Genomic DNA, 11,064 nt, shown 5'->3' on the forward strand with positions numbered 1-11,064 from the left:
TGACCAGCCGGTTCGACTGGTTCTTCATCATCGCGGGCAATATCTTCGTGCTGCTGAGCCTTGGGCTGATCCTGTCGCCGCTGGGGTCAGTCCGGCTGGGTGGGCCGGATGCGACGCCGGACTTCAGCCTGACCGGCTGGTTCGCGATGCTGTTTGCCGCGGGCATGGGTATCGGGCTGATGTTTTACGGCGTCAGCGAACCGCTGGGCCATTTCACTGCCGCGTTTGGCGGTCCGGTGGTCGAGAACGGCGTGCGCACCGACTGGGCGCCGCTGGACGGCGCGGCGGGCGACGAGCTTGGCGCCCGTCGGCTGGCGATGGCCGCGACGATCTATCATTGGGGGCTGCATCCCTGGTCGATCTATGCGGTGGTGGCGCTGTCGATGGCGCTGTTTGCCTATAACAAGGGGCTGCCGCTGACGCTGCGCTCGGTCTTTTATCCGCTGCTGGGTGAAAGGGTCTGGGGCTGGCCGGGCCATGTCGTCGATGTGCTGGCGGTGATGGCGACGCTGTTCGGGCTGGCGACATCGCTGGGGATCGGGGCCGAGCAGGCCACGGCGGGCTTCGGCTTCCTGTTCGGGTGGAGCGCGTCCGACACCTTCAAGATCGTGCTGATCATCGTCATCACGGCGATCGCCACCGGCTCGGTCGTGCTTGGGGTCGAGAAGGGCGTCAAGCGCCTGTCCGAGATCAACATGGTCATGGCCATCGTCCTTTTGCTGTTCGTGATCCTTGCCGGGCCGACATGGCAGATCATCAGCGGCTTCTTCGGCAACCTGGGCGCCTACGGGGCGAATATCCTGCCGCTGTCGAACCCCTTCGGTCGCGAGGACGACAACTTCAGGCAGGGCTGGACGGCCTTTTACTGGGCCTGGTGGATAAGCTGGTCGCCCTTTGTCGGCATGTTCATCGCCCGTGTCAGCCGGGGCCGCACGGTGCGCCAGTTCCTGGTCGCGGTGCTGATCGTGCCTTCGCTGATCTCGGTCTTGTGGATGACCGCCTTTGGCGGCACGGCGATCTCGGTCACCTTGGCCGGCTTCTCGGGCGTGACCGATGCGGCGCTGGAACTGCAACTGTTCCAGATGCTGTCGCAACTGCCGCTGACGGCGATTACCAGCTTCGTGGGGATCGTGCTGGTCATCGTGTTCTTCGTTACCTCGTCGGATTCCGGTTCGCTGGTGATCGACACCATCGCGGCGGGTGGCAAGATCAACGCGCCGGTGCCGCAGCGCATCTTCTGGTGCACCTTCGAGGGGCTGGTCGCCATCGCCCTGCTTCTGGGCGGCGGGCTGACGGCCTTGCAGGCGATGGCGGTATCCACCGGGCTGCCCTTCACGCTGGTGCTGCTGGGCGCCTGCTGGGCCATCGTCAAGGGCCTGATCGCCGAGCGGCGCGAACTGAGCTGACGCCCCTCGCCGGGCGTTTCGGAACGGGCGGGACCTGATCCCGCCCGTTTCGCGTCGCAAGGCTGGCCCACGGGCTGGTATCCGCGCCACGCGATATGCTAACCCTGTCCCGGCGCGGTGCCCTGCAACGGGTCTGGGCCGCCTTTTTCACCCCTTCAGGCCTTTTCACCCCTTCAGGAATGCCGCCATGCAGTTTCCCATCGTCGCCGTCGCCTTCGTCGTCCTTGCGGGGGCCTGCATCTCGGTCCAGGCACCCCTCAACGCCGCGCTGAGCAAGGCCGTGCAAAGCCCGCTGGCGGCAGCCGCGATTTCCTTCGGCGTCGGCTTCGTCCTGCTGACCCTTGGCGCGCTGGCGATGGGGGAAGGGCGCAGCTTCCCGCATGCGCTGCGGCAGGACTGGCGGCTGTGGATGGGTGGGTTCTTCGGCGCCTTCTATGTCTGGACCATCGTCTGGACCATGCCGCGCACCGGCGTGTTGACGGCGGTTTGCGCGCTGGCCCTGGGGCAGATGGTCGCCGCGCTGGTGATGGACCGCCTGGGGGCCTTCGGCATGCCGGTGCGCGAGCTTAGCCTGCCGCGCATCCTGGCGGCGCTGATGGTGGGGGGCGGCATCGTGCTGTCGCGTTTCTGACGCCCCCTCTTGCCCCCTGCCCGCCCGCCATGAGATAACGCCGCCAAACAAAGAACGAGCAGACGAGCGATGGCCGACGACCTATTCCCGAAAAACGACCCGACGGGCGAAAGCTACTCGGCCGCCTCGATCGAGATCCTCGAAGGGTTGGAGCCTGTCCGCAAGCGCCCCGGCATGTATATCGGGGGCACGGATGAGCGCGCGCTGCACCATCTGGTCGCGGAAATCCTGGACAACTCGATGGACGAGGCCGTGGCGGGCCACGCCACCCGGATCGAGGTCGAGCTGCATCCCGACTACAGCGTCACCATCCGCGACAACGGGCGCGGCATCCCCATCGACCCGCATCCGAAATTCCCCGATCGCTCGGCGCTGGAGGTGATCCTTTGCACCCTGCATGCGGGCGGCAAGTTCTCGGGTGATGCCTATCAGACCTCGGGCGGGTTGCACGGGGTGGGCGCATCGGTCGTGAACGCGCTTTCAGACAGCATGGTCGTGCAGGTCGCCCGCAACCGCGAATTGTGGGAACAGCGCTTTTCCCGCGGCATCCCGCAAGGCCCGGTGGCGAAGATCGGCCCCGCGCCCAACCGGCGCGGCACCACCGTCACCTTCCATGCCGACGAGGAAATCTTCGGCCATCACCGCTTCCGCCCCTCGCGCTTGCTGAAGATGGTGAAATCCAAGGCCTATCTGTTTTCCGGCGTGGAAATCCGCTGGAAATCGCGGATCGAGGACGGCGACACCCCGATGGAGGCCACGTTCCATTTCCCCGGCGGGCTGGCCGATTACCTGGCCGAAACGCTCAGCGGCACGACCACCTATGCCGACCGCCCATTCGCGGGCAGCGTCGATTTCAAGGAAAGGTTCAACACGCCGGGCAAGGTCGATTGGGCGATCAACTGGACCCCTTCGCGCGACGGCTTCATCCAGAGCTATTGTAACACCGTCCCCACCCCCGAGGGCGGCACGCATGAGGCCGGTTTCTGGTCGGCGATCCTCAAGGGCATCCGCGCCTATGGCGAGTTGGTCAACAACAAGAAGGCCGGCCAGATCACCCGCGACGACCTGCTGACGGGCGGCTGCGCGCTGGTTTCCTGCTTTATCCGCGAACCCGAATTCGTCGGCCAGACCAAGGACCGCCTTGCCACGACCGAGGCCGCGCGGCTGGTCGAGGGTGCCGTGCGCGACCATTTCGACAACTGGCTGGCGGCGGATACGAAATCGGCGGGCGCAATCCTGGATTTCCTGGTCCTGCGGGCCGAGGAACGGCTGCGGCGGCGGCAGGAAAAGGAAACCGCCCGCAAGTCCGCCACGAAAAAGCTGCGCCTGCCCGGCAAGCTGGTCGATTGTTCGAATGCCAACCGCGAAGGGACCGAGCTTTTCATCGTCGAGGGCGATTCGGCGGGCGGCAGCGCCAAGATGGCGCGCGAACGCAGGACGCAGGCCTTGCTGCCCTTGCGCGGCAAGATCCTGAACGTGCTTGGCGCGGCCAGTTCCAAACTGGGCAGCAACCAGGAAATAAACGATCTTTGCCAGGCGCTTGGCGTCGGTATGGGAACCCGTTTCAACGTCGATGACCTGCGCTATGACAAGATCATCATCATGACCGACGCCGATGTCGACGGCGCCCATATCGCCAGCCTGCTGATGACCTTCTTCTTCACCCAGATGCGGCCGCTGATCGACAAGGGGCATCTGTACCTGGCCTGTCCGCCGCTTTATCGGCTGACGCAGGGACCGAAACGCATCTATGTCTCGGACGACGCCGAGAAAGAGGCGATGCTGGCCCGTGGCCTTGGCGGCAAGGGCAAGATCGACGTCCAGCGCTTCAAGGGCCTGGGCGAGATGGATGCCAAGGACCTCAAGGACACGACCATGAACCCGGCGACGCGCAAGCTGATCCGGGTCAGCATCGACGAAGAGGAAGGCGGCAGCACCGGCGATCTGGTCGAGCGGCTGATGGGCAAGAAGCCCGAGCTGCGATTCCAGTATATCCAGGAAAATGCCCGTTTCGTCGAGGAACTGGACGTCTAGAACCGCAGCCCGATGCTGAACTCGGCCCCGTCGGTTCCGATCCCGAAGCTGGCGGCGCCGAAGGAAAAGCCGATCAGTGCGCCGGTCCAGACCTGCGCGGGCGTATGCTGGCCCGCGTGGATGCGGCTGGCCCCGGTCAGCGCCGCCGCGCCGTAGCCCGCCAGTCCGGCGGCGGGCCGGTCGTCGAAACATTTCCCGGCAAGGTCCGCCGCCCCGAAAAAGGCGGCGGCGGTGTGGCCGGACGGAAAGCCCTCGCCCTGCCCGTTCGGGCGGCGCGCGATGGGCCGGGTGTCGAAAACCTGCTTCATGCCCCAGACCAGCGCCGTTTGCAGCAGCCCGCGGATGGCGAAATCCTCAAGCCGGTCCTGACGCTCGGCGCAGACGGCGGCGGCCAGCGGCAGGCCGTATTTCATCGCGGTCCCGAAATCCTCGAACGGGTCGGCATGCGCAGGTGCGGCCAAGGCCAGCATCAGGGCAAGGCCCGCGCGTTTCATGCCTGCACGTTTCCTGCCTGCTCGGGGCGGCGCGCCAGTTCGATCACGCGATCCATGCGCTGCGCCAGTTCAAGGTTGTGGGTCGCGATCAGCGCCGCCATCCCGGTTTCGCGCACCAGCGAGATCAGCATCTGGAACACCCGGTCCGAGGTCGCGGGGTCGAGGTTCCCCGTCGGCTCGTCCGCCAGCAGAAGCTGCGGCGCATTGGCCAGCGCGCGGCAGAAGGCGACGCGCTGCTGTTCCCCCCCCGAAAGCTCGGCCGGGCGGTGGCCGGCGCGTTCGCCCAAGGCCACGCGGGCCAGCAGGTCCTCGGCCCGCCGGCGGGCGGCGACGCCATCGGTCCCGTTGGCAAGCTGCGGCAGGACGATGTTCTCGGCGGCGGTGAATTCGGGCAGCAGGTGGTGGAACTGGTAGACGAAGCCCAGTTCCTGCCGACGGGCGCGGGTGCGCGCATCGTCGCTGGCCCCGCCCATATCGCGACCGTTCAGCAGGACCTGCCCCCGGTCGGGCGTGTCCAGCAGACCCGCGATATGCAGCAGCGTCGATTTGCCCGCCCCCGAAGGCGCGACCAGCGCGACCACCTCGCCCCGCGCGACGGTCAGGTTCAGCCCGGTCAGCACCGGGACCGGGGACGGCCCGCCGATGCCATAGGTCTTGTGGATGTCGAGCAGTTCCAGGGTGTTACTCATAGCGCAGGGCCTCGACCGGGTTCATCCGCGCGGCGCGGCGGGCGGGAAAGATGGTGACGACGAAGGACAGCGTCAGAGACAGCCCCACCGCCTTGGCGATGTCGATCAGCCGCAACTGCGCGGGCAGTTCGTAGATTCCCCGGACCGAGGCGTTCCACGCCCCCCCCTTCGAGATATAGTTCACGAAGGTCATGATGTGATCGACATTCAACGCAAAGATCACCCCAAGGATCACCCCCGCGATGGTGCCGATCACCCCGGTAAAGGCCCCGCACATGAAGAACACCCGCAGGATCGAGCCTTCGGTCAGCCCGATGGTGCGCAGGATGCCGATGTCGCGGCCCTTGTTCTTGACCAGCATGATCAGCCCCGAGGTGATGTTCATCGAGGCGATCAGCACCAGGATCGACAGGATGATGAACATCACGTTGTCCTCAACATCCAGCGTTTCCAGGAAATCGCCCGCCGAATCCTTCCACGACCACAAAAGCGCGCCGGAACCGGCGGTTTGCAGCAGGGGCACGGCCCAGTCCTCGATCTGTTCGGGGTGGGTGACGAAGACCTGGATCTCGTCGGCCACGCCTTCGCGGTTGAAATAGTCCTGCGCTTGCGCGATGGGCATGTAGATGCGGGTCATGTCCACGTCGTAGCGGCCCGCGCTGAAGATATAGGTGACCTCGTAGGTGCTGACGCGCGGCGTCGTGCCGAAGGCGGTCTGTGCGCCGTCGGGGGAAATCAGGCTGACCCGCTGGCCGATCACCAGCCCCAGGTCGCGCGCCAGGGCGGCGCCGACGGCGATGCCGCCCTCGAAATCCTCGATCCGGCCCATCGCGGTTTCGGGGTCCGAAATGCGGGGCATCGCGCGCAAGTCGTCGGCGGAGACGCCATAGATCTCGGCCACGTTGGAGCGGTCGCCCATCTTGGCCATGACCTGCCCCCGGATGACCGGCGTGGCGCGGGTGACGCCCGGCAGCGCGGCGATCTCGGCGGCCATCGCGTCGTAATCCTCGATCCGGGTGGGAACGACATAGCTTTCGCCCGTCAGGTCGTTGGTGATGTGGCGGGGACCGTAATAGACCGTGGTGTGCGCGTTCGCGCCCAGGATCGTGTCCACGAATTCCGCGCGAAAGCCCGAGCGCACGGCCAGCGTGGCGATCAGCGCCATGACCCCCAGCGTGATGCCGATCAGGCTGATCCAGGTCATCGTGCTGACGCCGCCTTCGCTGCGCCGGGCGCGAAGATAGCGCCATGCGATCAGCAACTCGAAACGCGAAAAGGGGCGCGTGTCCGCCATGAGGCACCTCGGTTTGTTTCGCCGCCCTGATTGGCGCGCGCGGGTGGGAAACGCAAGGCTACAAGGGCGTGAGCGGCGAAAGCGGGCCGGGGCGGCGTTCCTCGGACAGCATCACGTTGGCCTCGACCTGGCCTACGCCGGGCAATGTCATGATGCGGCGGCGCAGGATACGCTCGAAATCGGGGATGTCGCGGGCGGTGATGCGCAGGCGGTAATCGAACTGGCCAAGGACGTGCTGGACGACCTGGACCTCGGGGATGGCGGTCACGGCGCGCTCGAAATCGTCCAGGCTGGCGCGGCCCTTGGCGGCAAGGCGGATGCCCAGAAAGACGGTGACGCCGAAGCCAAGGGCGGCGTGGTCCAGTTCGACCCGGCGGCCCGCGATGACGCCCGCGTCGGTCAGGCGGCGGATGCGGCGCCAGACGGCGGGCTGCGCCAGCCCAAGCGCGCGGCCGATTTCCGCCGCGCCCTGCGTCGCGTCCTGCGACAACTGCCGCAGGATCGCCAGATCGGTCGCATCGGGGGCGAAGACGTTCATATCGGCACGCCCTGCGTTTCCTTGACGGTCGAGACCATCATCAGCGCATCGCTGTCGGCGACATGGGGCAGCGTCAGGATCTTTTCGCGGTAGATCTGCTGCCAATGCGCCATGTCGCGCGCGATCACCGACAGGCGGAAATCGACGGATCCGAGGAAGCTTTGAATCTCGGTCACCTCGGCCACCTGCCGCGCAGCGGCGGTGAATTCGTCGAAGGCGCGCGGGTTCGACTTGTCCAGGGTGAAGCGCAGGCTGACCTCGACCTCATATCCCAGCTTGCGCCAGTCGATGCGGGGGCGGATGGCGCGAATGGCGCCCGTCTGCCGCAGCCGGTCCAGCCGCCGCCAGAGCGTGGCGGTGGTCACGCCCGCCCGCTCGGCCAGGGCCGCGTTCGGTGCGTCGGGTTCGGCCAGCAGGTGGCGCAATATGCGGCGGTCGGTGTCATCAAGCATGATTATTTCACTTTTAAAGTGATTTTCACATTATAGCTACACATATTCCGCAATCCATGCGTTGATTTGAACTTTAATCCCCATCGTTGGCGCTAGAACAGGTCCAGACACAAGCAAGGAGGAACGCCGGATGCGCGTTTACTATGATCGCGACTGCGATGTGAACCTGATCAAGGACAAGAAGATCGCCATGCTGGGTTACGGCAGCCAGGGCCACGCCCATGCGCTGAACCTGCGCGATTCGGGGGCCAAGAACGTGGTCGTCGCGCTGCGCGAAGGCTCGGCTTCCGCGAAGAAGGCCGAGGCCGAGGGGCTGAAGGTCATGGGCATCGCCGAGGCCGCCGCCTGGGCCGACCTGATCATGTTCACCATGCCGGACGAGCTTCAGGCCGAAACCTATCGCAAATACGTCCATGACAACCTGCGCGAAGGCGCGGCCATCGCCTTCGCCCACGGGCTGAACGTCCATTTCGGCCTGATCGAGCCGAAGCCCGGCGTCGACGTCATCATGATGGCCCCCAAAGGCCCCGGCCACACCGTTCGCGGCGAATACACCAAGGGCGGCGGCGTGCCCTGCCTGGTGGCCGTGCATCAGGACGCGACCGGCAAGGCGATGGACATCGGCCTCAGCTATTGCGCGGCCATCGGCGGCGGGCGCTCGGGCATCATCGAGACGAACTTCCGCCAGGAATGCGAAACCGACCTGTTCGGCGAGCAGGCCGTGCTGTGCGGCGGGTTGGTCGAACTGATCCGCATGGGCTTTGAAACCCTGGTCGAAGCGGGCTACGAGCCTGAAATGGCCTATTTCGAGTGCCTGCACGAGGTCAAGCTGATCGTCGACCTGATCTATGAAGGCGGCATCGCCAACATGAACTATTCGATCAGCAACACCGCCGAATACGGCGAATATGTCAGCGGCCCGCGTATCCTGCCCTACGAGGAAACCAAGGCCCGCATGAAGGCCGTTCTGCACGACATCCAGACCGGCAAGTTCGTGCGCGACTTCATGCAGGAAAATACCGTCGGCCAGCCCTTCTTCAAGGCGACCCGCCGCCTGAACGACGAGCATCAGATCGAAAAGGTCGGCGAGAAGCTGCGCGCCATGATGCCCTGGATCTCGGCCGGGAAAATGGTCGACAAGGATCGCAACTGATCCGTCGGGCCAGAAATGGAAAGCCCCGCCATCGGCGGGGCTTTTTCATGATCAGGCGGCGGTATTGGAATTGACCTTCAGCGCAGCTTGCAGCCGGTCGATGGCGGCCTGTTCGCTGCCCGAGGTATAGCCCGATTTCAGCAGATGGATCAGCCGCGCAAGGAAAACGGACGAGATGCGGCCCAGTTCCGCCAGCTCGGCGTCGGTTTTCAACCCGACATATTCCAGCGCCACATCGTCGCTGTCGGTCCAATGCGCCTTTTCCAGCCGATCGAAGATGCGGTCGAGCCGTTCGGTGTTCACGCCAAGTCCGGCACAGAACGCCGCCAGCCCCTTTTCGTCCATGTTGACGGTCACGCCCCAGCCGCCGGTGCGGAACTTGTTGATGATGAATTCCTCGTCATGGTCGGCATAGAACTGGAAGGCGTGGACCAGCGGCCCGCGATGCGAGAATTTGTAGCCGACCTTGGAACTGCTCCAGTCCATCGTGCCGTCAAGCAGGCTCACCCCATCGAAGGTGAAGGCGTTGTTGGTGCGGCGCAGCCCCGGAGGCCAGCCCTGCGCGGGCGAGCCGTAGCTGACCACCTCAAGCCCCGCGATGGCGCCTACGCCGCGCGCCAGCGCCACCCCGGTCAGCGCGTTCGAGGTGATCAGGTTGCCCTGGCTATGCGCATGGATCGGCGCACCCAGCAGGCCGCCGGGTTGGGCCAGCAGCAGCTTGTAAAGCGAGCGCGTCGCGGCATTGCCGCCCAGCAGCGTATAGACGTAATCGTCCTTGGAGAGCGCAGGGGATTTCGCCTTCTCGAACTGATAGGCGGCCTCGACGAAATCGGACCAGGTCTGAAAGTCGCCGCCGAACTTCGGCATCCGTGCCAGCACGCGCTGGTCGGCGGATTGCCCGGCGGTCAGGGTGAACTTGTCGGCTATGCATTGCCACAGATCGCTCAGCCCGCCTTGCGTTGCGTTGAAGACGCCATAGACCTTTGCCCCCAATATCTCGGACAGGCGCAGCCCGCTGGCCTGGTGACCCTTGCCGTCGTTCAGCATCCCGTTGACGAAGATCACCGGCCTGGCGGGGTTATACCACGCCTTGCCTTCGTTATCCTTGGACACATAGACGGACACCGCGCCATCCGCCGTCGGCGCGCCGTCCATGTTGATCGGGGGCATCTGCATCGCCATTCTCCAAACCGATAAAGTCAATTACCCGCATTAAGCATTTGCGGGCGGGGCCTGCCAAGCTCTATTCGTCCAGGACTTCCAGCACGCCGGGGATCGCGCGCAGGGCCTGCCGGGTGGGCGGGGTCAGCGGCGCATCCTGGACGATCTGGACATCCACCAGATCGTCGCCGTCGCGAAAGCGCAAGGTGACCGGACCGCGCGCGCGGGGCGGGGCCTTGATCTCGGCCCGGATACGTTCCAGCGCGGCGGCGATTTCGGGGATGGGGACGGGATCGGCGATCTCGACCGCCAGCCGGTCGGCCCCGGCATCGGCCACCGCCTGGTCCAGCGGCGTGACCGCGCGCGCCAGCATCTTGACCTGGTCGCCCGACGGTTCGACCTGGACCTGCAACACGACATTCTCGCCCGGCTCCAGATGCTGGCGATGGGCGTCCAGCGTGTCGGAAAAAACGGTGACCTCGTAAAGCCCGGTGGGATCGGACAGGCCGACGAAGGCATAGCGGGTGCCGCGCGCGGATTTCTTTTCCTGCCGGTTCGCCACCGTCCCGGCGATCGAGGCGACAAGCGGTCCGTCCTGCGCCGCCAGCGTGATCTGCGCCAGCGTATCGACATTCTTGCGGCGCAGCGCGGGCTGGTAGTCGTCCAGCGGATGGCCCGAGAGGTAGAAGCCCACCGCCGCATGTTCCTCGGCCAGCTTTTCGGTGGGCAGCCAGATCGGCGCGGTGACGGGTCGTGGCGGCGGCAGATCCTCGCCCCCGCCGAAGAGCGAGGACTGGTTCGACGCCGCTGCCTCTTGCACCGCTGCCGACCATGCCACCAACCCGTCCAGCGACTTCAGAACGCGGGCGCGGTTGGGTTCCAGCAGGTCGAAGGCGCCCGCGCGGGCCAGCATCTCAAGCGGGCGCTTGCCGACGCGGCGCATGTCGACGCGGCGGGCAAAATCGGTCATGTCGGCAAAGGGCCGGCCTGCGCGCGCAGCGACGATCATCCGCATCGCCTCGACCCCTACCCCCTTCAGCGCGCCAAGCGCATAGTGGATGCGCCCCTCGCCCACGGTGAATGTCGCGTCCGAGCGGTTGACGCAGGGCGGCACGGTTTCGATCCCCATGCGGTCCACCTCGCGCTTGTAGACCGAGAGCTTGTCGGTCAGGTGGATATCGCAGTTCATCACCGCCGCCATGAACTCGACCG

At 65.7% G+C, this 11,064-nt stretch carries 10 protein-coding genes and 1 pseudogene; 4 read left to right on the forward strand and 7 right to left on the reverse strand.

What is annotated here, in order from left to right; translation table 11 throughout:
• From Q0O97_RS16815 to parE, 3 genes are all read left to right on the forward strand, one after another.
• Window positions 1-1,406: BCCT family transporter (locus Q0O97_RS16815; RefSeq protein WP_294932109.1), on the forward strand; the 1,406-nt coding region annotated here is incomplete at its 5' end.
• A gap of 187 nt (window positions 1,407-1,593) precedes the next feature.
• Window positions 1,594-2,037: a DMT family transporter gene (locus Q0O97_RS16820; RefSeq protein WP_294932112.1), complete on the forward strand. Its 444-nt coding sequence runs from the start codon at window positions 1,594-1,596 to the stop codon at window positions 2,035-2,037.
• A 69-nt stretch (window positions 2,038-2,106) separates the two neighbouring features.
• On the forward strand, window positions 2,107-4,071 hold the full coding sequence (gene parE / locus Q0O97_RS16825; RefSeq protein WP_294932114.1) for a DNA topoisomerase IV subunit B: 1,965 nt from the start codon (window positions 2,107-2,109) through the stop codon (window positions 4,069-4,071).
• On the opposite strand, the gene Q0O97_RS16830 is transcribed toward parE, so the two are convergent.
• The 5 genes from Q0O97_RS16830 to Q0O97_RS16850 are packed head-to-tail and all read right to left on the reverse strand — an operon-like array spanning window position 4,068 to window position 7,538.
• The gene (locus Q0O97_RS16830; protein ID WP_294932116.1) at window positions 4,068-4,565 is read right to left on the reverse strand and encodes a phosphatase PAP2 family protein; all 498 of its coding nucleotides are present in this window, start codon (window positions 4,563-4,565) and stop codon (window positions 4,068-4,070) included. The two genes, parE and Q0O97_RS16830, sit on opposite strands and share 4 nt — an antisense overlap.
• Window positions 4,562-5,254 (reverse strand): ABC transporter ATP-binding protein, encoded by a 693-nt coding sequence (locus Q0O97_RS16835; protein WP_294932119.1) that lies wholly within the window; start codon window positions 5,252-5,254, stop codon window positions 4,562-4,564. Before Q0O97_RS16835 ends, Q0O97_RS16830 begins: the two co-directional genes overlap by 4 nt.
• Complete coding sequence (locus Q0O97_RS16840; protein ID WP_294932122.1) at window positions 5,247-6,548, reverse strand: lipoprotein-releasing ABC transporter permease subunit; 1,302 nt, start codon at window positions 6,546-6,548, stop codon at window positions 5,247-5,249. Before Q0O97_RS16840 ends, Q0O97_RS16835 begins: the two co-directional genes overlap by 8 nt.
• Before the next feature lie 58 nt (window positions 6,549-6,606).
• A complete protein-coding gene (locus tag Q0O97_RS16845) occupies window positions 6,607-7,086 on the reverse strand; it encodes an Lrp/AsnC family transcriptional regulator (protein ID WP_294932125.1) in 480 nt (159 codons plus the stop codon).
• A complete protein-coding gene (locus Q0O97_RS16850; protein ID WP_294932127.1) occupies window positions 7,083-7,538 on the reverse strand; it encodes an Lrp/AsnC family transcriptional regulator in 456 nt (151 codons plus the stop codon). The genes Q0O97_RS16845 and Q0O97_RS16850 overlap by 4 nt, the downstream gene beginning before the upstream one ends.
• Window positions 7,539-7,668: 130 nt before the next feature.
• Between Q0O97_RS16850 and ilvC the strand changes: the two genes are divergently transcribed.
• Window positions 7,669-8,691, forward strand: a complete 1,023-nt coding sequence (gene ilvC / locus Q0O97_RS16855) for a ketol-acid reductoisomerase (RefSeq protein WP_294932130.1) — start codon at window positions 7,669-7,671, stop codon at window positions 8,689-8,691.
• 51 nt (window positions 8,692-8,742) lie between these two features.
• On the opposite strand, the gene Q0O97_RS16860 is transcribed toward ilvC, so the two are convergent.
• Window positions 8,743-9,861, reverse strand: a complete 1,119-nt coding sequence (locus Q0O97_RS16860) for a hypothetical protein (RefSeq protein WP_294932133.1) — start codon at window positions 9,859-9,861, stop codon at window positions 8,743-8,745.
• Window positions 9,862-9,934: 73 nt separating this feature from the next.
• Window positions 9,935-11,064: pseudogene (locus Q0O97_RS16865) on the reverse strand (DNA polymerase III subunit alpha); the annotation flags it as partial.

Source organism: uncultured Paracoccus sp., from assembly GCF_945915435.1.
Classification (GTDB): Bacteria; Pseudomonadota; Alphaproteobacteria; order Rhodobacterales; family Rhodobacteraceae; genus Paracoccus.

Coding starts and splice junctions, on each gene's coding strand:
- Q0O97_RS16820 (WP_294932112.1), top strand. CDS start 1,594: ATGCAGTTTCCCATCGTCGCCGTCGCCTTCGTCGTCCTTGCGGGGGCC.
- parE (WP_294932114.1), top strand. CDS start 2,107: ATGGCCGACGACCTATTCCCGAAAAACGACCCGACGGGCGAAAGCTAC.
- Q0O97_RS16830 (WP_294932116.1), bottom strand. CDS start 4,565: ATGAAACGCGCGGGCCTTGCCCTGATGCTGGCCTTGGCCGCACCTGCG.
- Q0O97_RS16835 (WP_294932119.1), bottom strand. CDS start 5,254: ATGAGTAACACCCTGGAACTGCTCGACATCCACAAGACCTATGGCATC.
- Q0O97_RS16840 (WP_294932122.1), bottom strand. CDS start 6,548: ATGGCGGACACGCGCCCCTTTTCGCGTTTCGAGTTGCTGATCGCATGG.
- Q0O97_RS16845 (WP_294932125.1), bottom strand. CDS start 7,086: ATGAACGTCTTCGCCCCCGATGCGACCGATCTGGCGATCCTGCGGCAG.
- Q0O97_RS16850 (WP_294932127.1), bottom strand. CDS start 7,538: ATGCTTGATGACACCGACCGCCGCATATTGCGCCACCTGCTGGCCGAA.
- ilvC (WP_294932130.1), top strand. CDS start 7,669: ATGCGCGTTTACTATGATCGCGACTGCGATGTGAACCTGATCAAGGAC.
- Q0O97_RS16860 (WP_294932133.1), bottom strand. CDS start 9,861: ATGCCCCCGATCAACATGGACGGCGCGCCGACGGCGGATGGCGCGGTG.